We start from the raw sequence: 21,320 nt of genomic DNA, 5'->3' as shown, positions 1-21,320 counted from the left end.
ACAAACATAACTTTTTTTATTATTATAGCACTTATGCAAAAAGAAATTAAAAAATAAAAGCCGCACTATCACTAGTGCGGCTTAAAAAAAAGAATACTTTAATAAATGTTTACCTGTTTATCTTTCGGGTATTTTAAACTATAGCCAAATCGGACCTTTTTAGTAGCGCCAGCAGGAACTGTGACATTCCATTTCAGGATACCGGTCTCTTTTGTTAATTCGGCGCCGTCTTGATCATCGACTGTGATTTCCATCGATTTGTCTGTCGAAATTGGTATCTGGTCCTGCAGGTTGATGGTTACACTGCTCTTCTTATTATTTTTTATGGTGATCTCATATACCAAGCTTTGCTTTTTGCTTCCACCCAATATCTTGGTTTGAGATAGATCATTCACCTTGTCACGCTTTATGCTGATCATCTTGTCTCTCCCCATGCTCATTTTGAGCGTATCGGTAGAAGCATTTGGATCAATAAAGGTTTTGCCAACCAGCATGTTTTCGAACATGACATTTGCAATTCCGGGCATTAGATTTAGTTTTTCATAATCCGTCAGCTCCGCCATGAGATAAACATTAGGATCTAAACGCGGTACTGCTAGATAACTGTAATTAGCCGGATGTTTGTATTCTTTTAACGATACACTATGTGGCTTACCGTTGGATGCAATATCGTATGGGATAGTAATATCAAATGTCGTATTCAGCTGATTTTCGTTTTGCTGGGTATAAGTATTGATACCATTTGTCCCGCGAATGCGGATATTTTTTTTGTCTTTGACAACTACTACCTCATCAAGCACAAGGCCTGAAGCCTTATTTTGCAAAGCTTGAGGAAACGTGGGTTGATTATAATACAGTTGCCAAGGGACTAGCGTTGGCGCTATTCCGTATTGAGAAGGAGCACCCGTTGACAAGGTAAGATGAACCTGTTTCCAGTCGATCCCGGTTTCTTGCGTGACATTCGCTTTGTAAATGATTTCCAGCGGTGCAGTAGTACTAGCGGATCGTAGATCATATGATGCATTCCAGGATGCCTGTGAAGATGTGTACGTAATGTCGAAAGGTTGATTTCCAGCTTGGTTATTGATAACCTGAACAATCAGTTGTCCCCCCGAACCCGTTGTTTGTCCCTGTACCTCATCTAGCTGGACTTTCGCTCTGTTAACGACATCTTGCTGGCTAACGATCTTATCTTCTAATATGGTAATATTACTTTTTACCTCCAGGTATTTAGTCTTATAATAATCAGCCATTTTAGCAAGTTCAGCAACGGTGGTATTACCATTTGTTCCTGCTATTTTTTGATTGTTTTCCAGTAATTTTAAGATACTTTCTTCCGTTGCCTTTTGATTTTCAAAAGCTTTTAAAGCGTTAGCCTCCTTTTTGTATAAATTCTCTGCTTTTAAAAATGCATCACTTTTAACATCAGCACCAATATAATTGACAGCTGACCTTACGGACATCACCGTTACGTTAGGAGAGCTTCCGATCTGAATACTATTTTCATCGATACCATTTGCAACATGTGTAAATACAAGTTCACTAGTTCCTGTGGGCAGGTTTACGGTAGCATGATGATTCAGTTCAGCAGCATTGGTATACAGCATAACCTCTTTTAAATCCGTCTTGATAATTTTGGGGCTCTGTGCAAATAAACTGCCACTGATGATGACGCTACCAATTGTTAATGAAATCTTTGTTATCTCCATCTTGTTCATTTAGTAATTTATATAAAGATGCGGTAATTAGTTTTATTTCATAAAAATATTTAGATTTCCTGCATTTTATTGACGTTCTAGATAAACACAAAATTCTCTCCAATTATTTAATTTTCAAATGAATTACTTGTATGATCTTAGGTTGATCGATATGAAATACATGCTAATATAAATAGATTTTTAGCTATTTATATTAGTAAATTATCATTTATTGTTTTATCTTAGTGCTGGAAATTTTTATAGTTAGCTCGTTTTCAGTTAGCTTATAAAATGATAATATTTATTATCTTTCCAATATAAAATAATTCTTGATGATAACGGAGAGAGCGATTTAATCGTTTAAATTTGATAGCGTTCAAGATTAATCTCAAATAAATTAAGTCAAAAAGTAGACACATAAAAAATATGCTAGCGAGATTAGATATTAAGAATTACGCATTGATTGACGAATTATCAATTCAATTTGATAAAGGATTGAATATCATCACAGGTGAAACTGGTGCGGGTAAGTCAATTATCATGGGTGCGCTATCCCTTATTTTAGGAAGTAGGGTAGAAGGAAAATATTTTTTTAATCAAAATAAGAAATGCAGCATTGAAGGTTTTTTTCAAATTGAAGCATACGATCTGAAAGGTTTTTTTCAGGAACATGATCTGGATTATGAAAATGAAACCATTATTCGTCGTGAAATTAGTGTAGATGGTAAGTCGCGTGCTTTTGTGAACGATTCACCAGTTACCTTAGCTATCCTTAAAAGTTTAGGTGAAAAGTTGATTGATATTCATTCACAGCATGCCACCTTGCAGATCAATACGGAAGAATTTCAGTTTTTGGTCGTGGATAATGTCGCAAAGTCCACTGCTTTAAAAGCGGGTTACCTAACCTCATTTTTAAGGTATAAAAAAGTTAAAAACGAATTAAGAAAGATAAAGGAACAAGCCAAGCAAGCTCATATTGAAGCAGATTTTAATCAATTTCAGTTTGATGAGCTTCATCAAGCATCGCTAACTGCAGATGAGCAGGTAAATTTGGAGGCCGAGCAGCAACAACTTGAGAATGCAGAAGAGATAAAAAGAGGCTTACTTGGTGCCGTACATATCTTAGAGGAGCAGGAGCAGAACGTAATCTTACAGGTGAAAGAATCTTTAGGTCAGTTAGAGTCTGTAGCTTCTTATCTTACAGCTTTGCCCGATCTGGTCAATCGACTTCGGAGTGTCTGGATAGAGGCCAAGGATATTGCTACAGAAATTGGTTATCTGGAGCAGGGAACAAATTTGGATCAGGACAAATTATTGTTGATCAATGAACGTTTGAGTTTGATTTATAACCTTCAAAAGAAGCATCATGTCGATACAGTTGAAGACTTAATAGCAATCAAAGATGCTTTAGAACAAAAACTACTGGATGTTAATAGTCAGGATGAGCGAATTATTGCCTTAGAGAAAGAGCTGACCGAGACTTATCAGCAGGCTTTAGAAAAAGGAAAAGCATTAACTGAATTGCGGAAAAAAGCTTTACCTCAAATTGAAAAGCATGTCGTTTCAATCTTAGCGGAAGTAGGCATGCCAAATGCCAAACTGGAAGTCAGGCTGGAGGATTTAGCGGAAAATGAACTGAAAGAAAATGGAATGAACAGTATCCAATTTTTATTTTCGGCAAATAAAGGACAGGAATTACAGACAATTCATAAGGTTGCTTCAGGTGGAGAGTTATCGCGTGTTATGCTTGCGATTAAATCTTTGATTGCAAAGAGTTCAGCATTACCGACGATTATTTTTGATGAAATTGATACCGGTATTTCTGGTGAAGTAGCATTGAAAGTTGGGGAGATTATGGAACGCTTAGCCGGAGATATGCAAGTTATTGCGATTTCTCATTTACCTCAGATCGCATCAAAAGGTAGATCTCATTTTAAAGTCTATAAAATTGATGAAGGTGATAAAACAAAATCTAATATTGTGCTTTTAAATCAAGAAGAGCGTATCAAAGAAATCGCTCAGATGTTGAGTGGAATAAAACCTACCTCTGCAGCACTAGCGCATGCTAAGGCCTTGTTAAATATTGTTGATTAGTAGAGTTTTTAAAAGGAAGAAAAAGAAAGAGCCTCAGCGTTATCTGAGGCTCTTTCTTTTTCTAGTTACCACCATTGTCTGCATCAGTCAATGTGATCTTTACCGTCATATCTTCAGGAGACTTGATAATTGAAGAAGTTCCAATATCTTTTGCATAGATTTTAACCTTACCAATTGAGTAATTTGCCGAATAGCTATAATTATCTATTTCTGCTGGTATTATTTCATATTGATTAGGATTGCTTTTTGTTTTCATAGCAACGGTAACTGTTCCTAAATCGAAATATTTCTTATCTAATTCGGGAAAATCTAATTCAACAACATACGTGTCAGTACCTGCAATTAAATCCCAATCAGCAGTAGGAACTGCTGTTGTATATGTTACTCCTGGGAGAAAATTTGTAATATACTCTTTCGTGCAAGAGCTAAGTGAAGTTAAGGTTGCACCACCTATTAATAAGGCTAATAAAATTCTTTTCATATCTGTAGTTTTTTGTTCCTTAATTTGTAAGACTGTTTGTAACTAAAATAGTTTAACAATCTTTTAACACTTCTAACAAAAAATGCACCATTTCTGGTGCATTTTCTTAAATAAATCAAATTCTATTAATCTTCTTTTTTATCTGCTGGCTCAATCGGTCTTTCAGAACGATCAGCAGTGACTTCAATTTCTTTAGTTTCAGCGTTTAAATCAACTTTTAAACGATCGCCAGCTTTGACATCACCTTTTAAGATTTCTTCAGCGATTGGATCTTCTAAATATTTCTGAATTGCTCGTTTTAATGGACGGGCTCCAAAATTAGTGTCGTATCCTTTCTCTGCGATAAACTCTTTTGCAGTTTCAGTCAAATCTATTGTGTAACCTAAATCTGTGATTCTACCGAATAGAGATCTCAACTCAATATCAATGATTTTGAAGATATTCTCTTTCGATAACGAATTGAAAACAATCACATCGTCGATACGGTTCAAGAATTCAGGAGCAAAAGCACGTTTCAACGCTGTTTCGATAACAGTTCTTGAATGTGAATCTGCTTGTGTTGTTTTTGCCGCAGTGGTAAAACCAACACCTTGACCAAATTCTTTCAATTGACGTGCTCCGATATTAGAAGTCATGATGATGATGGTATTTCTAAAATCAACTTTACGACCTAAACTATCTGTCAATTGCCCTTCGTCCAACACTTGTAATAATAAGTTGAAAACATCCGGATGTGCTTTTTCAATCTCATCCAATAAGACTACAGCATATGGTTTGCGACGAACTTTTTCTGTTAACTGTCCACCTTCTTCATAACCAACATATCCCGGAGGCGCTCCCACTAAACGTGATATCGCAAATTTCTCCATGTACTCACTCATGTCTATCTGAATCAATGCATCTTCAGAATCAAACATAAAGCGTGCTAACTCTTTTGCCAACTCAGTTTTACCAACACCGGTAGGGCCTAAGAAGATGAATGAACCAATTGGTTTCTTCGGATCTTTAAGACCGGCACGTGTCCGTTGAATAGCTTTCACTAATTTCTGAACAGCATCATCTTGTCCGATGATTCTATTTTTCATTAGGTCACCCATGTTCAACAGTTTTTGACTGTCTGTTTGGCTAACGCGCTGTACAGGAATTCCTGTCATCATCGAAACAACTTCTGCAACATTATCTTCAGTTACGACATAACGTTTTGCTTTCGTTTCCTCTTCCCATGCTAATTTTTCACGGTCAAGTTCCTCTAACAGTTTTTTCTCCGTATCACGTAGTTTTGCAGCTTCTTCATATTTTTGACTGCGAACAACACGATTTTTCTCCAATTTGATCTCTTCGATTTTCTCTTCGATATCAATGATCGATTGTGGAACATGTATGTTTGTTAAATGCACACGTGAACCAGCTTCATCTAGCGCATCGATTGCTTTATCGGGTAAGAAACGATCGGTAATATAACGAGTCGTTAAACTTACGCAAGCTTCGATAGCTTCAGGAGTGTAGTTGACATTATGGTGTTCTTCGTATTTCTCTTTAATACGATTTAAAATCTCAATAGTCTCATCACGAGTTGCAGGTTCAATGGTGACGCGTTGAAAACGACGATCCAAAGCTCCATCTTTCTCGATGTACTGACGGTACTCATCTAATGTAGTAGCACCGATACATTGAATCTCACCTCTTGCTAAAGCAGGTTTGAACATGTTGGATGCATCTAATGAACCCGAAGCTCCACCAGCACCTACAATGGTATGAATTTCATCAATGAATAAAATCACATCTGGAGATTTCTCCAATTCGTTCATCACAGCTTTCATACGCTCTTCAAATTGGCCACGGTATTTTGTACCAGCCACTAAAGATGCGAGATCAAGCGTAACGACGCGTTTGTTAAACAGTACACGTGATACTTTACGTTGTACAATACGTAATGCTAATCCTTCTGCAATGGCAGATTTACCAACACCCGGCTCTCCGATTAACAAAGGATTGTTTTTCTTACGACGTGATAAAATCTGAGAAACACGCTCAATTTCTTTTTCACGACCTACAATAGGATCAAGACGACCTTCTTCCGCAGCTTTTGTTAAATCGCGGCCAAAGTTATCCAAAACCGGAGTTTTAGATTTAATGTCAGATACCTTCTTCGGTTGGATGAATTGCTCTTCTTCAGGATAATCGTCATCACCAGTGGACGAACCTGGAGCTTCATCTCGGATAGTTGTTTTATTTTGTTCTACTTCCGCTTTGAAGATATCATAACTCACCTGATATTGTTGTAGTATTTGAGAAGCGATATTGTCTTCATCTCTCAAAATAGCTAATAACAAATGCTCTGTTCCTATGATTTCACTTTTAAAAATTTTAGCTTCTAAATATGTGATTTTTAGTACTTTTTCTGCTTGTTTAGTAAGTGGCATATTGCCAATTGGAGCGCGAGATACAGCTGAGCTTTTCACGGCCTCCTCTACAGACTGACGTAAAGCCGCAGTGTCAATTCCGATATTTTTCAAAATCTTAATTGCCATGCCATCACCTTCACGAATCAAACCTAACAACAAGTGTTCTGTGCCAATATAATCGTGACGCAACCTCAAAGCCTCTTCTCTACTGTACGATATGACATCTTTTACGCGCGGTGAAAATTTTGCTTCCATGTAATTTACCTTTCTTTTAATGACCAAGAATGATATAAATGTAATAAATTTACTTTATCAATCCTTAATATTTTAGTAATATTTATCAACAATTAAGCCATGCTATTAAATCGATCAAAATGTCAGTATAAAAGTTTACATTTGTGTGTATTTATTGTCCAAACAAAGAATAATTGATTAGTATGTCAGACGAAAAAATAATCTTTTCAATGGCGGGTGTCAACAAAATCTACCCTCCTCAAAAACAAGTTTTAAAAAATATTTACCTTTCTTTTTTCTACGGTGCAAAGATTGGTGTAATCGGTCTTAATGGTTCCGGAAAATCTTCACTGTTAAAGATAATTGCTGGTTTAGATAAATCTTTTCAAGGTGAAGTAGTATTCTCACCAGGTTATTCTGTGGGTTATTTAGCGCAGGAGCCTATTTTAGATCCGGAAAAAACAGTACTTGAAATTGTTCAAGAAGGTGTTGCCGAGATCACAGGTATTTTGAAAGAGTACGAAGAAATTAATGAAAAATTTGGCTTACCTGAAGTGTATGAAAATGCAGATGAAATGGATAAGCTATTGGCTAGACAAGGTGAACTTCAGGATATTATTGATGCAACCAATGCTTGGGAAATTGACTCAAAATTAGAACGTGCCATGGATGCTTTACGTTGTCCAGAACCTGATGCTAAGATTGCCAATTTGTCAGGAGGGGAGCGCCGTCGCGTGGCAATGTGTCGTCTTTTGCTACAAGAACCAGATGTTTTATTATTAGATGAGCCAACCAACCACTTGGATGCCGAGTCTATCGATTGGTTAGAACAACATTTAAAACAATATAAAGGTACAGTTATCGCTGTGACCCACGATCGTTACTTCTTGGATAACGTTGCTGGATGGATTCTGGAATTGGATCGCGGTGAAGGTCTTCCTTGGAAAGGAAACTATTCATCTTGGTTAGATCAAAAATCTAAACGCCTAGCGCAAGAGGAAAAAACAGAATCAAAACGTCAAAAAACATTAGAACGTGAATTGGAATGGGTACGTATGGCTCCTAAAGCTAGACATGCCAAATCTAAAGCGCGTCTTCATAATTATGAGAAATTAGCTTCAGAGGAGACAAAAGACCGTGAAGAGAAATTAGAATTATTCATTCCACCAGGACCACGCTTAGGTAATGTCGTGATTGAAGCAGATAATATTTCAAAATCTTACGGTGACCGTATTTTATTCGAAAACTTAAGTTTCTCACTTCCTCCTGCAGGTATTGTGGGTATTATTGGCCCCAATGGTGCCGGTAAAACTACTTTGTTCCGCTTGATTACAGGACAAGAACAGCCTGATACGGGTACATTTAAAGTCGGTGAAACGGTAGCTCTTGGTTACGTGGATCAAAACCATGATGACTTGGATCCGGAGAAATCAGTATGGGAAAATATTACTGATGGCAATGAGAATATCATGTTGGGCAACCGCTCATCAAACTCGAGAGCGTATGTTTCAAAATTCAACTTTAATGGAGCAGATCAACAGAAAAAAGTTGGTGTGTTATCTGGAGGTGAGCGTAACCGTGTACACTTGGCCATTACATTGAAGAAAAGTTCGAACGTACTTCTTCTGGATGAGCCTACCAATGATATTGACGTGAACACGTTACGTGCTTTGGAAGAAGGTTTGGAGAATTTTGGTGGTTGTGCAGTTGTCATTTCCCACGATAGATGGTTCTTAGATCGTATCTGTACGCATATTTTAGCATTTGAAGGTGATTCTCAGGTATATTTCTTCGAAGGGAACTATTCAGAATATGAAGAAAATAGAAAGAAAAGAATTGGCGATGTCACTCCACACCGTCTTAAGTATAAAAAACTAGTGAAATAGTAAATGGATAGTGCGAAGCTTTTAGAAGCAATTATTGATCATGCTATTGATGGAATTATTACGATCGACAATCGGGGATTGATCGAATCTATTAATCCGGCAGCGTCAAGTTTATTTGGTTATTCAGATCAGGAAGTTATCGGTAATAATGTTTCGATGTTAATGCCCGAACCGGATCATAGTCGCCATGATAGCTATATTGATAATTATAAAAGAACAGGGCACAAAAAGATAATTGGAATAGGAAGGGAGGTTCTTGGAAGAAAGAAAGATGGAACCACCTTTCCTTTTCGTTTGGCAGTGAGTGAGGTCTGGTATAAAAATAGAAATATTTTTACAGGATTTATTCATGATCTTACAAGAGAAAAAGCCGCGGAAAACCGATTGAAAAAACATGCTGTCGAGCTTGAACAGAAAGTGAGCGAAAGAACGAAAGATTTGATTATGCTTGTTTCGGAGCTGGAGAAAACAAAGGCTGAAGTTTCGAAATCGCTTGAGAAGGAGAAAGAACTTGGTCAGCTAAAATCGCGATTTGTTTCCATGGCTTCGCATGAATTTAGAACTCCCTTGAGCTCTGTACAGTTATCAGCTTCATTGATCGATAAGTATATTGAAAAACCAGATTTTGCAAGTGTATTGAAACACACCGGTAAAATTAAGAGCTCTGTTCAATTGCTAACAAGCATCTTAAATGATTTTCTATCACTGGAAAAGTTGGAAGCAGGTGTTGTTACGGTCAATAAGCAAATGATCAATGTGGTTGGATTAGCAGAAGAAATTACCGAAGAGATGCAATTGATCTGTAAAAAGAATCAACATATTGTTTATCAGCACACAGGTGAGGTTGGACTGTTTATGATGGATTCTAATTTACTTAAAAATACGGTTGTTAATTTAATTTCAAACGCCATAAAATATTCTGGTGAAGATACCTTCATTGAGTTTAATACTATAATCGAGGATAATATTTGCATCATCACAGTCCGTGATAATGGAATAGGAATTCCGGAGGAAGATCAGATCAATTTATTTGAACCGTTTTTTAGAGCTCATAATACAGGTAATATACCAGGTACAGGTTTGGGGTTGAACATTGTAAAGCGCTATGTTCATCTTATGGACGGATTATTGGAATACAAATCTGCTATCAACGAAGGAGCTTTTTTTAAGATGATATTTACCCAAAATAAATAATTGAGGTGGAAAAGAAGACAATATTAATTATAGAGGATAATACAGATATACGAGAAGGAACGACAGAGATTTTGGAGTTAACAGGACGTTATCATGTACTGGCAGCGGAAAATGGCCGTGATGGTGTTGATTTAGCAACAACTCATTTGCCCGATTTGATTCTCTGTGATATTATGATGCCTGAGTTAGACGGCTATGGCGTTTTATATATTCTAAGTAAGAACGAAGAAACGGCACACATACCTTTTATTTTCCTTACGGCTAAAGTTGAACGTTCTGATATGCGAAAAGCAATGGAGCTAGGAGCAGATGATTATTTAACAAAACCTTTTGATGATGTTGAGTTGTTAAATGCCATTGATGTGCGCTTTAAAAAGCGGGGACAGATAGGCGAGGCCATAACAGTTAAAAACTCCTTGTATTTAAGTCCTGAAGAACAAGATTTTTTGTTGAAAGAACTCATTGAAAAATCTCGTGTTAAAGTATTCAAAAAGAAACAAAGTATTTACGAAGAGGGTGATGTACCCGTATTCGTCTATTTTGTGTTGAGTGGACAGGTTCGCAGTTTTCTATGTTATAATGATGGACGGGAGCTTTCGACAGATATTCAAATTGCAGGTACATATATCGGGTATGAAGCGATGCTGTTGAATGAAAATTATTCTGATAATGTTGAAGCTATTGAAAAATCCGAAATAGCACTGATCAGTAAAGAAGACTTTTTTGAATTAATTTATCGCAAACCATTGATTGCAGGTAAATTTATCCAGTTGCTATCGGGAAATATTAGAGAGAAAGAAGAGCAGTTGTTAGGATTTGCATATGACACGGTACGTAAACGTATTGCCAATGCATTAATTAGTGTCGCTGAGAAAACGGTGAATATAGCAATTGAAGATGAATGTGTTATTCAAATATCAAGAGAGGGAATCGCAACAATTGCAGGTACTGCAAATGAAACGATCTCACGTGTTTTAGCCGATTTTAGAGAGGAAAATTTAATTGCAAAAGAGAAAAGTGCCATTCGTATTTTCTCAGTTAAAAAACTTCGTAAGGTAAAGCAATAAGGTCTTTTAGTACCACGATATTTTGATCAGAAGGGTCGCATCCAGTAAGGATGCGACCCTTTTTCGTTTTCAGAGCATTTTTAAGCTTAAAAATGTGACGTAGATCACTTTTTAAGCTGATGAACTTCATGTGTAAGTATTTGAAGACTATTTACTTTTGTTCTAGTTCGGATTTAGAATATCAAAAAAGATAGCATGAAAGTAGTTGTTTACAGTATTCAGACCTATGAAAAGGAGTTATTAGCATTAGCTAATGGTAAAATGCATGATTTGACATTAATTTCTAATGGGCTAAATGAAGAAACAAAAGTTTATGCTACAGGGAAAGATGTTGTTGTCATTTCGGCACAGGATATTCTAGAAGCTTCCATGCTCCGGGTGTTAAAAGATATGGGTGTAGGCCGTATTCTGACACGTACTTTAGGGACAGAACACATCGACTTAGTTGAAGCCGGAAAGTTGGATATACAAGTTGCTAATACACCTTATGAGGACCAAAGTCCAAAAGGTATTGCCGAACAGACAATTCGCAATTTGAATTTGTGGGGTGCTGGCAAATGTGTGGGCACTGCTTGTTGTTGTTTAAAAGTATGTCCTGTAAAATTATAATCTCATGAATTCGAACAATAGAATAGATTTGCAGTCTTTAGTACGGAAGTACAATGTTGCAGCCCCTAGATATACGAGTTACCCAACTGTTCCATTTTGGAATAGCGACCAATTCTCTGAGAAGGAATGGTCTAGTCGCGTATATCATACCTATCAAAAATCAAAAAAAGCAGGGATAAGCCTCTATATTCATTTGCCATTCTGTGAAAGTCTGTGCACATATTGTGGTTGCAATACCCGAATTACGAAAAATCATAAAGTTGAAATACCTTATATCGACAGTTTGCTAAAAGAGTGGGGGATGTACACAGCAATATTAAAGGAAGGTGCGCCTTTGATTTCTGAAATTCACCTTGGCGGTGGAACCCCTACCTTTTTTGCTCCAGAGAATTTAGCAAAATTACTGGCGGGTGTTTTATCGAAAGCTCAGGTCGCAGACGATGCATCATTTTCTTTCGAAGCACATCCTGGCAATACGACTTATGAACACTTAGCCGATTTATATCAGTTGGGATTTCGAAGATTAAGCTTGGGAATTCAGGATTTTGATCCGCTTGTGCAGTTTACCATAAATAGAAAGCAGGATGTGAAAGATGTACGCCGCGTTATGCAAGAAGCTCGTGCTATCGGATATACTTCTATTAATTTTGATCTGATTTATGGACTGCCCAAACAAAGTTTGAAAACAATAACAGAAACGATCAAAGAATCGCTGTTGCTTGATCCGGATCGTATTTCTTTCTATAGCTATGCGCACGTGCCATGGTTAAAGCCTGGACAGCGTCATTATACTGAATTAGACTTACCTCAAGGAGAAGAAAAGCTTGCGCTTTATACCGTGGGAAAGCAATTTATTCAAGATGCTGGGTATAGAGATGTTGGAATGGATCACTTTGCTAAACCTGGCGATGAATTGTTCATTGCATTTCAAGAGGAAAGGCTTCATCGCAATTTTATGGGATATGCAGATCGATACCGTCCCTTATTGATTGGTCTCGGAGTATCTTCTATCAGTGATTCGTGGGATGCTTTTGCACAAAATGTTAAAAGTGTGGAGGAATATCAAAAGATGATTGAAAACAATCAGTTGCCGGTTGTGAAAGGGCATTTACTTGATGACGAAGATCTGATTATAAGACGCAACATTTTAGATCTGATGTGTAAAGGAGAAACAAAATTGGTAGCAGATTTTGTTAAAAATGAAGGCATCGTAGAGCGTCTTGAAGATATGATAAAAGAAGGTTTAGTGCATGTTAATGAAGATCATATAATCATTACCCCATCAGGAAGGTCCTTTCTACGCAATGTTTGTATGGCATTTGATCTGAAGTTACTGCATGCAAAAAACGAGAAAGAATTATTTAGTCAAGCTATTTAAGATGATATAATGGTAGAAGTCAAAAAAGTTCAAATAGATCAGCATTGTTTTCATTGTGGTGATGAGGTAGTTTCTACCGGTTATCAGCTTGATGATCATGATTTCTGCTGTTTAGGTTGCCAAACAGTATACCAGATTTTACATGATAATAATATGCAAAGTTATTATCGCTATAACCAGCATCCAGGAAAATCAAACCTTGATAAAACTGCTGATTTGTCTTATCTGGATGAAGCTATTATTACCGATAAACTGATTGACTATAAAGATGAGCAGATCACGATCATAACATTTTACATTCCTGTAATTCACTGTAGCTCTTGTATCTGGTTATTAGAAAACCTGTATAGAATAAACCCAAATATACTTGTCTCGAAAGTTGATTTCATGAAAAAGCAAGCAAGTATCACATTTAAGCATACGGAATTATCACTCCGTGATCTTGTACAGTTACTGCGAAGTATCGGTTATGAACCAAAGATTACATTGCAGGATGTGGTTAAGGCGGGCAAAAAAATTAATGCTAATCCATTGATAGCAAAAATAGCGGTAGCAGGTTTTTGTTTTGGAAATTCAATGATGTTGAGCTTCCCTGAATACTTTGGACTGGCAGGATTTGAAAAAAACTATTCGGTGTTTTTTGGGTATGCAAATCTTTTATTTACACTGCCTGTTTTACTGTATAGTGCTTCAGATTATTTTAAATCGGCATTTTTAAGTATCCGTCAAAAAAGACTGAACTTAGATGTACCATTGGCATTGGGAATATTTATCTTATTTGTACGTACCGCATATGAAGTGATCTCGCAGACCGGGGCTGGCTTTGGGGATACACTTTGTAGTTTGGTCTTTTTTATATTGATTGGGAAATGGGTTCAGGAAAGAACATATTATCACATTTCTTTTGAACGTGATTATAGAAGTTATTTTCCTGTGGCTGTAATAAAGATACACGATGAAAAGGAAAAACCGATTCAGCTGGCCGATTTAAAAGTTGGGGATCGGATATTAGTCCGAAATAATGAGATCATACCAGCAGATGCGGTGTTGCTCCGCGGGGATGCCTGTATAGATTTTAGCTTTGTGACTGGAGAGTCAAAACCTGTGACTAAAACACTAGGTGAAGTGATTTATGCGGGTGGACGTCAAATGGCTGAAGCGATTGAGCTTGAAGTGGTCAAATCGGTTTCGCAGTCTTATTTGACCAAGCTTTGGAATAATGAAAATTTTAAACAATATGATAAACAGTTTCAGACATTTATAAGTTATATCAGTAAATATTTTACGGTTGCTTTATTGATTATTGCCCTATCTGCAACAGTTTTTTGGATGATGGACGCAGATACCGATAAAGCTTGGGGTGCATTTACAGCAGTATTGATCATTGCCTGCCCTTGTGCTTTAGCATTGAGTTCTCCATTTACATTGTCTGCAGCTTTAAGTGTATTTGACCGAAACAAATTCTACGTTAAAAATACAGATGCCATTGAGCAGATGGCATCAATTGACACGATAATATTTGATAAAACAGGGACAATCTCGTCACCTACTGTTAATGGAATTGTTTTTGACGGATATTTAACAGAAGAAGAAAAAATATTGGTGTATTCTTCTTGTCGAAATTCAAGTCATCCGTTGAGCCGGGAGATTGCAAAATGGTTAGAAGGAGTAGATGCTGTACCGGTTAATCGGTATGAAGAAAAAATTGGAGAAGGATCAGTAACTCATATTGGCCAATATACAATCAAGATAGGTAGTGCCCGTTTTGTAGATGTACCTACTCGAGCAGCAGAAGCTTCATATGTATTTGTTTCTATTAATGGAGAAGTAAAGGGGAGTTTTGCAATGGAACAGTCTTGGCGTGCCGGGCTCTCCGGTATTATTCATGATTTAAAACATTATGATCTTCACTTGATATCGGGCGATAATGATCGAAAAAAAGATTTATTAAAGGAGATTTTTCCTTCAACAACACGATTACTATTTAATCAGTCTCCGCAGAATAAATTGGATATTATCAATTTATTTAAGGAAAATGGACATCGAGTCTGTATGGTGGGGGATGGCCTTAATGATGCTGGAGCCCTAAAGACTGCCGATCTAGGGATCGCAGTCAGTGATGATATCAATAATTTTTCTCCAGGTTGTGATGCAATCTTGGATGGCGAATCTTTTGATAAATTACCTAAGTTTTTTGCTTTTAGTAAAGATGCAGTCCGTGTTATTCACTTAAGTTTCTGTATCTCTATTTTTTATAATGTGATTGGACTGAGTTTCGCTGTTCAAGGAGAAATGTCTCCCTTATTTGCAGCAATACTGATGCCTATAAGTACGATAACGATTATATCATTCACCAGTATTTTGACAAGGTGGTTCGCAAAAAGAAGGGGATTATAGAAAGTGTTTATTTTAAAATAGTGTTATGAGTATCATCTTTATGTTGATTGGCTGTAGTGTATTTGTTGCGTTATTGTTTTTAGGTGCTTTTTTTTGGGCTAATAAAACGGGACAAAATGATGATACCTATACGCCTTCTGTTCGAATTCTGTTTGATGATGATGTGGAAGAAATTGAACCGGAACCAGAAAAGAAGAAGCGCTAGGTTTATCTTTGGCTTTTTATAACAGTTCCGTTGTCAGTGATCAGAAGATAATGATAGAGGGGAAATCTTTTTGCTAATAGAATACCTTCTTCTTGACCTAGAACCATAATCGAGGTGCTTAGCGCATTCGCAAACTCAGCAGAAGGGCCGTAGATCGTAACACTGGTCAGTCCAGTTGAAGGATAGCCAGTTTTAGGGTTGATGATATGTGCATATCGTCTGTTGTCAATTTCAGCATACTTCTCATAATTGCCCGATGTCGCAACAGCATTTTCCTGCATTTTTAATATTTTAATCGTTTTATAGGCTTTGAAAGGATTTTTTATGCCTATTAACCAAGGCTTATTATTTGGTTGAAGCCCCCAGGTCGATAGATCTCCGGATGCATTAACGATGCCAGCTACAACAGATTTTTCTTGCATCAAAGCTCTTCCACGATCTGCTGCATAACCTTTTCCGATAGAGCCAAAACCTATTTTCATACCCTGGAGCGGTAAGTAAATACTGCAATTGACACTATCTAAGATAATATGCTGATAACCCACTTTTTCAACTGATTTACGAATAGCTTCTTCCGTAGGTAATTCGGTCATACTGCCATCAAATTTCCAGATTTTGTCTAAAGCAACTATACTGATATCAAAAGCTCCATTTGAATTGCGGGAATAGCCGATTGCTCTTTTGGTCAGATCAAAAACTTCACGATCTACTTTTACAGGTCTAATACCTGCATTGCGGTTTACTTCCGAAATCTGGGTTTCCGGTCTCCATTCTGAAATCAGATTCTCAATACGTGTAACTTCTGCTATTACAAGATCAATATGATTTCGGGCAGATGTGGTATCCCGGTCTACAATAGTGATTTCAAAGACAGAGCCCATTAAAGTCACTTGCTTTTTTTGTAATACCTGTGCCTGACTAAGCGTTATAATAAATAGGAAGGTGATCGTACAAAGAAGTCTCATGAGCAGTAGTATTGATTTGTCTTTTAATAACAATCGGTTAGAATCTGTTTCTTCTCCTTATAATAAAGCAGTGCTTTACCTTTTTGCGATAGGGTCATTTCTTCAAGGACCTTTTCGACGTCACGTTGCATTTGAAGCGATCCACAGATCATAATGACACCGTCATTCTCTAAATGTTCTACAAATAGTTGTACGTCATGTTTGATTAGATCCATCACGTATTGTGCTGTTGATTCTCTTGAATATGCAAACTGATAGGCTGTTAAATGTTTTTTTACAATTTCTTCTTGTGCAAATTGTTGATAGCGCTGTGTAAGTGTATTGTTGTATCTAAAACCAGCATATAAAAGAAGAGGTGTTTTTACATTGTTTTGAATCATACCTAAAAAAGGTGCAATTCCTGTCCCGTTTGCAATCATGATAACAGCAGGAGCTTTAGGAAAGTGGAAGTCAGGATTCGTCATTACCCGGGCATCAATATGGTCATTTTCCTTTAATTCATATAGAAAATTTGATCCCAACCCATTGGGATGCAGCTTAACTTCCAGTTGAATCGTCCCATTATTTGCACCAATGGAATAAAAGCGTTCCCTATTATCATGTGCAGGATATATCGCTAAAAGATCGCCCGACTGAAATTTTAACTTTCTGAGAGGTTTAAATACGACAGTGAATGTCGCGTGATCTTCGCTTGTTTTTTTAACAACCTGAAGTTGCTGCAGATTGGCAACTTTTGACTGGTATAAAGATGGAGCAGTAGCTAGAGCAATGCATGATTTTTCACTCCAGTGATGTACCCAATTTGTAAATTCATGAGCAGATCGATCATTAATTTTATGAAGATCTGAGAAGCGGGTAGCCCATTCTTTGGTCGCAAGAAGTTTATCTATATGTTCTGCGTAGGCACAATAATCTGGGTAGGCTTTCGATCCGAATCCAATTACACTGTATTGGACTGTCTGTTCTTGAGGAAATTTCTCAAGCAGCTCTTCAAAATTTGATGCTCCAGTCGGTGCTGTTCCGATCCCATATGTCGAAGTGAATATTAAAATATGTGTCGCATTTGGATAGTTTTGGTATTGGTTCATCGCTGTAACAAACGAACGTTTACCATCTGCTAGTAGTTGCTTATGAATCTGATTTGCAAAAAATAAAGTACTGCCATTTTCTGAGCCAACTAAAATAATAAATTCAGCTTCATTGGCTTTGTATTTATTTTTAATCTTTGTTTTTGTTCTTCGGAATGTGATGACAAAGCCAGTATAGATAAAGAATACAATGTTTAAAGAAGCAAGAGCTAGAATAATAGCCCAAATCACATTTGTTCGGCCTGTATGGATATCGAGACTTAATTTCTCTAGTGCTGCAGTATAAGGATATTTTGTTTCTTTAACGATTTCGCCATTAAACTGATTAACTGTAACAGCACGATCCTTAAATTTGATCGTGTAAAATTCTTCAGGATCATCATCCATAAAAGGAAATTCAATCTTTTCAATTGTACTTAAAGTGTGCTTTTGAAAAATCGCAAATTCCTTGAAATCCTTTTGATTCTCAGTTTGCGTATCCTGATGTTCAAGCTCTTCGTTCGATTTCTTGATCAGTTCCATCCGTGCCATAAATAAATATGTGCCTGATAAAGCAATGATCAAAATAGGAATGAGGAACAATCTTCCACTGACAACATGAAAATATTGAGCAAAAAAATCACGGTTTATTTTAGAAAAGAAATTGCGAAGACCCTGCTGACGTTTAAGGATCAAGATGAGTCCACTAATGGTAATCAATAGCAATATGAAGGAAACCATGCCGACTAATATACGTCCTGTTTCGTGTAGAAATAAGGAACGGTGTAAGGCGGTTGTCCACTGGATGAACTGGCTTTTGGGTTTGATTTCACCTAATACTTTCCCTGTGGTCGGATTGATATAAGCTTTAATGGTATTACCCTCTTCATCTAAAGCATCTATACTGACAAATTTATTGTGATCGACTGCTATTTCAATGATTTCAGGGTAAACCTTGCGCAAGGCCGTTATGGATTGCGCAAGGGGTATGGTATTGGAATCTTCTACTCGGTATGCTTGTGTTTTTTCGTTAACTGCATCTATTGCTAATATAATTCCTGTTACGGAAAGTATGAGTAAAAATAGGGATGATACTATCGCAAGAGCTAAATGTGCATACCTCCATATGGATAAGGTCATTTTAATTATTGAACTTTACTTAATTTTACAAATTTAATATATCCTTTGCCGCTAGCACGTTCCGCTAATGCTTCTGTTGTCAAGGGAATTTCTACGTCAGTGACATGATACTTTTGTTCTTCAACAGCCGATTCGAAACGTAATTTATAACCTTTGTTCAATTTTGTATCGTCAATTTCTATTGTTCTCATTGCACGGTCACCACCACCAACAGAGGCGCCTGTAATTGCACTAAGTTTGTTGTTGGATTTTGTTTGAAACTTATGCCATTCTTTAAGCGTATTATACCATTGTTTATCTGGGCCTAATACAGAAAGCGTTTTTTCGTAAGCGCCTTTTGGATTGATTAATGATATAATGATATATGCTCCCTCACCCTCATAGCTATTCATTTGAATCATGCACTTGAATTTACTTGATTGTGCAAATGAATTTGAGCTAAATAGTGTAATCAGAAATATAAGTACAGTAAATTTTAAAGAGGTTTTCATGCCGTTATTTTAAGAAATCGATAGATACATTATTTTTTGCTAAAAAGTCATTTTCCTTTGCAATGTCGTAAGCTGTTTCATCAAGTGATGTTAGCAGGTCTTTTTTAGCACCGATTGAAATCAATTCTTTAAGAATAGTATCATCTTTTGCTATTAAAGCCGCTTTATGTAAAGCGCTCATGCCATCATTGTCCTGAGCATTAATATCAGTTCCTAAGGCAGCGACTCTTTTAATCAGGTTTATATTCTCTTTTGCAACCGCTAAGTGTAATAAAGAGCTTTTATTTTTTTGAAGATCAGTGACTGTTAAGCCATTATTCTTTAATAAGGTTAATTTTTCTTCAAAACTATCTCCTTGTGGATTGCGTTGCTGGCTACCTTGTGGTTGAGGATTAGGTTCTGTGTATGAATTTAACCAATAATAAGCAAGATTGTTTCCATCTTTATTCAGCACTTTGATGTCAGCACCATTTTTAAGTAATAAAGCTGCTACTTCTGAAGAGCCATTTGCAATTGCTTTTGTCAATGCAGATTCTCCTTTATCATTTACAGCGTTAATATTTGTTGTTTTTGACAATAGAAGCTCTACCAATTTCGCATCTTTACCGGCAGCTGCGACCATAAGTACGGTATTTCCTTCATTGTCCGCTTTGTTGATCGCAACGTCCTTTGCCAGGAAATAGTTGATAACTTCCATATTGGGTCTACGTACTAATGCATGTAGAATTGTAGCACCATCTTTATTTGTTGCTTTTGGATCTAACTTTAGAGTTTCTACCAAGTATTTATAGGTTTCAATACCATTAGTAACCTGTCTAGATCCTTGAGTAGCGAAGAAAAGAGCATTATTTGTTGGTTTAACTCCTCTTTTTATCAGTTTTTCGATAAGTTCAATATGACCAAGTTTAGCAGCATAGTCGACTGCAGTACGTCCAAAGTTATCCTTATCTGTTAGCGATAACCCTTTCGATACAAAATAATCAGTAATGCTTAAATCATTATCTGATGCGACTGACAATAAAAGTAAGGTCGCCCCATCTTCATATTTTTGCTTTGGATCTACACCTGCTTTGAATAAAGCATCGTAAACAGCTGTGTTTTTGTTTCCTGTTGATGCCGCATAGGCTGCAATAGGAAAGCCATGACTATCTTGATAATTGACGTCCGAGCCTTTAGCTATTAAATATTTGACAAGCTCAAGATTTCCCGTAGAAGCAGCCCAATGTAAATAACTGCGGCTATGGTGTGTTTTTTTAGTAACACTATTTCCTTCTTGTTCAATTAGATATTGGATAATATCATTAGGAGCTTTATTTAAAATAGCGGTAGTAACAGGATCGAATGAAGCCGCATTTGGTTTTGAAGGGCTATTTCCTTTTGCGATTTCAGTTTTAACAGTAGCTAAATTTAGCGAACCTTTCCAAAAATCCGCATTCATCAAGGTGTTGTTATTTTGGGCTTTTCCGTATAAAGCCGATAGTAATAAAGCTGCTAGAAAAATCTTTTTCATATTATGATTGGAATATCTTGAGTTTGGAATTTATTTATACTAAATCTAAATAGAAGGCAAATCTATTAAATTTAATTATAGAAAAAAAATATTATTTATTGAAAATTACACTATTTAAAGGCATTGCAGTGATTATGGTAACAGGACGCTATTAATAATATCTTGTACAATCTGACTTTGTACGTTTAGCTTTTACTTTTGTTCTAAAATAACTTTGTTATATCGAGGGGAATTGGATCATTAAATGAATTTAATTACTGCCGTTATGCTATTTGTAAGTAAACTAATATCCTCTTATTACTTTTTCACCTGTTAGAAGTTATTTGTATAAGCTTCTATGGTGTGTATTTGTATGAATAATTTGTATAATGGGCTATTGGGATCGCAATAATATAAAAGAAGGAAACATAAGGATACTGACTGTTACGAAAGTGATCATAAAGCAGCTCTTTAAACCAATTGAATCTGGAGAAATCTACCGCTGGTATCAGGGTGATACC

At 36.6% G+C, this 21,320-nt stretch carries 15 protein-coding genes; 8 read left to right on the top strand and 7 right to left on the bottom strand.

The features are described 5' to 3' along the window. Positions 1 to 98 precede the first annotated feature (98 nt). Complete coding sequence (locus tag ACFS6I_RS23395) at positions 99 to 1,709, bottom strand: DUF4139 domain-containing protein (protein WP_380924172.1); 1,611 nt, start codon at positions 1,707 to 1,709, stop codon at positions 99 to 101. A gap of 414 nt (positions 1,710 to 2,123) precedes the next feature. On the opposite strand from ACFS6I_RS23395, the gene recN reads away from it, so the two are divergent. Further along, on the top strand, positions 2,124 to 3,791 hold the full coding sequence (gene recN, locus ACFS6I_RS23390) for a DNA repair protein RecN (protein ID WP_132845923.1): 1,668 nt from the start codon (positions 2,124 to 2,126) through the stop codon (positions 3,789 to 3,791). A gap of 61 nt (positions 3,792 to 3,852) precedes the next feature. On the opposite strand, the gene ACFS6I_RS23385 is transcribed toward recN, so the two are convergent. Beyond that, on the bottom strand, positions 3,853 to 4,272 hold the full coding sequence (locus tag ACFS6I_RS23385) for a hypothetical protein (RefSeq protein ID WP_380924170.1): 420 nt from the start codon (positions 4,270 to 4,272) through the stop codon (positions 3,853 to 3,855). 125 nt (positions 4,273 to 4,397) lie between these two features. Continuing rightward, positions 4,398 to 6,932: an ATP-dependent Clp protease ATP-binding subunit gene (locus ACFS6I_RS23380; RefSeq protein WP_132845910.1), complete on the bottom strand. Its 2,535-nt coding sequence runs from the start codon at positions 6,930 to 6,932 to the stop codon at positions 4,398 to 4,400. 182 nt (positions 6,933 to 7,114) lie between these two features. Here ACFS6I_RS23380 and ettA point away from each other — a divergent pair, with 182 nt between their 5' ends. From ettA to ccoS, 7 genes are all read left to right on the top strand, one after another. Then, a complete protein-coding gene (ettA, locus tag ACFS6I_RS23375; RefSeq protein WP_132772298.1) occupies positions 7,115 to 8,797 on the top strand; it encodes an energy-dependent translational throttle protein EttA in 1,683 nt (560 codons plus the stop codon). A 3-nt stretch (positions 8,798 to 8,800) separates the two neighbouring features. Next, the gene (locus tag ACFS6I_RS23370; protein ID WP_132845907.1) at positions 8,801 to 9,991 is read left to right on the top strand and encodes a PAS domain-containing sensor histidine kinase; all 1,191 of its coding nucleotides are present in this window, start codon (positions 8,801 to 8,803) and stop codon (positions 9,989 to 9,991) included. A gap of 5 nt (positions 9,992 to 9,996) precedes the next feature. Then, on the top strand, positions 9,997 to 11,058 hold the full coding sequence (locus ACFS6I_RS23365; RefSeq protein ID WP_380924167.1) for a response regulator: 1,062 nt from the start codon (positions 9,997 to 9,999) through the stop codon (positions 11,056 to 11,058). 195 nt (positions 11,059 to 11,253) lie between these two features. Beyond that, positions 11,254 to 11,667, top strand: coding sequence for a Rossmann-fold NAD(P)-binding domain-containing protein (locus ACFS6I_RS23360; protein WP_021190230.1), 414 nt, complete (start codon positions 11,254 to 11,256; stop codon positions 11,665 to 11,667). Between the two features lie 4 nt (positions 11,668 to 11,671). Next, positions 11,672 to 13,045, top strand: coding sequence for an oxygen-independent coproporphyrinogen III oxidase (gene hemN, locus ACFS6I_RS23355; RefSeq protein WP_380924164.1), 1,374 nt, complete (start codon positions 11,672 to 11,674; stop codon positions 13,043 to 13,045). A 9-nt stretch (positions 13,046 to 13,054) separates the two neighbouring features. Continuing rightward, positions 13,055 to 15,442, top strand: coding sequence for a heavy metal translocating P-type ATPase (locus ACFS6I_RS23350; RefSeq protein WP_380924162.1), 2,388 nt, complete (start codon positions 13,055 to 13,057; stop codon positions 15,440 to 15,442). Between the two features lie 25 nt (positions 15,443 to 15,467). After that, positions 15,468 to 15,647: a cbb3-type cytochrome oxidase assembly protein CcoS gene (ccoS, locus tag ACFS6I_RS23345; RefSeq protein ID WP_031288414.1), complete on the top strand. Its 180-nt coding sequence runs from the start codon at positions 15,468 to 15,470 to the stop codon at positions 15,645 to 15,647. Between the two features lie 2 nt (positions 15,648 to 15,649). On the opposite strand, the gene ACFS6I_RS23340 is transcribed toward ccoS, so the two are convergent. From ACFS6I_RS23340 to ACFS6I_RS23325, 4 genes are all read right to left on the bottom strand, one after another. Beyond that, positions 15,650 to 16,612 carry an FAD:protein FMN transferase gene (locus ACFS6I_RS23340; protein ID WP_380924160.1) on the bottom strand — a complete coding sequence of 321 codons (963 nt, stop codon included), beginning with the start codon at positions 16,610 to 16,612 and terminating at the stop codon, positions 15,650 to 15,652. 23 nt (positions 16,613 to 16,635) lie between these two features. Beyond that, positions 16,636 to 18,819 carry a PepSY domain-containing protein gene (locus ACFS6I_RS23335; RefSeq protein ID WP_380924158.1) on the bottom strand — a complete coding sequence of 728 codons (2,184 nt, stop codon included), beginning with the start codon at positions 18,817 to 18,819 and terminating at the stop codon, positions 16,636 to 16,638. A gap of 5 nt (positions 18,820 to 18,824) precedes the next feature. Continuing rightward, the gene (locus ACFS6I_RS23330) at positions 18,825 to 19,220 is read right to left on the bottom strand and encodes a DUF2271 domain-containing protein (protein WP_021190236.1); all 396 of its coding nucleotides are present in this window, start codon (positions 19,218 to 19,220) and stop codon (positions 18,825 to 18,827) included. A gap of 94 nt (positions 19,221 to 19,314) precedes the next feature. Beyond that, entirely contained in the window at positions 19,315 to 20,820 is a 1,506-nt protein-coding gene (locus tag ACFS6I_RS23325; RefSeq protein WP_380924156.1) for an ankyrin repeat domain-containing protein, read from the bottom strand. Positions 20,821 to 21,320: the final 500 nt, after the last annotated feature.

The organism is Sphingobacterium anhuiense (genome assembly GCF_042686355.1).
GTDB lineage: Bacteria > Bacteroidota > Bacteroidia > Sphingobacteriales > Sphingobacteriaceae > Sphingobacterium > Sphingobacterium anhuiense.
Note: the sequence above shows the minus strand (reverse complement) of the source record. Positions and strands in the feature narration are given on the sequence as shown.

Coding starts and splice junctions, on each gene's coding strand:
- ACFS6I_RS23380 (WP_132845910.1), bottom strand. CDS start 6,932: ATGGAAGCAAAATTTTCACCGCGCGTAAAAGATGTCATATCGTACAGT.
- ACFS6I_RS23370 (WP_132845907.1), top strand. CDS start 8,801: ATGGATAGTGCGAAGCTTTTAGAAGCAATTATTGATCATGCTATTGAT.
- ACFS6I_RS23350 (WP_380924162.1), top strand. CDS start 13,055: ATGGTAGAAGTCAAAAAAGTTCAAATAGATCAGCATTGTTTTCATTGT.
- ACFS6I_RS23395 (WP_380924172.1), bottom strand. CDS start 1,709: ATGGAGATAACAAAGATTTCATTAACAATTGGTAGCGTCATCATCAGT.
- ACFS6I_RS23340 (WP_380924160.1), bottom strand. CDS start 16,612: ATGAGACTTCTTTGTACGATCACCTTCCTATTTATTATAACGCTTAGT.
- ACFS6I_RS23335 (WP_380924158.1), bottom strand. CDS start 18,819: ATGACCTTATCCATATGGAGGTATGCACATTTAGCTCTTGCGATAGTA.
- ACFS6I_RS23330 (WP_021190236.1), bottom strand. CDS start 19,220: ATGATTCAAATGAATAGCTATGAGGGTGAGGGAGCATATATCATTATA.
- ACFS6I_RS23360 (WP_021190230.1), top strand. CDS start 11,254: ATGAAAGTAGTTGTTTACAGTATTCAGACCTATGAAAAGGAGTTATTA.
- ettA (WP_132772298.1), top strand. CDS start 7,115: ATGTCAGACGAAAAAATAATCTTTTCAATGGCGGGTGTCAACAAAATC.
- hemN (WP_380924164.1), top strand. CDS start 11,672: ATGAATTCGAACAATAGAATAGATTTGCAGTCTTTAGTACGGAAGTAC.
- ACFS6I_RS23385 (WP_380924170.1), bottom strand. CDS start 4,272: ATGAAAAGAATTTTATTAGCCTTATTAATAGGTGGTGCAACCTTAACT.
- ccoS (WP_031288414.1), top strand. CDS start 15,468: ATGAGTATCATCTTTATGTTGATTGGCTGTAGTGTATTTGTTGCGTTA.
- recN (WP_132845923.1), top strand. CDS start 2,124: ATGCTAGCGAGATTAGATATTAAGAATTACGCATTGATTGACGAATTA.
- ACFS6I_RS23325 (WP_380924156.1), bottom strand. CDS start 20,820: ATGAAAAAGATTTTTCTAGCAGCTTTATTACTATCGGCTTTATACGGA.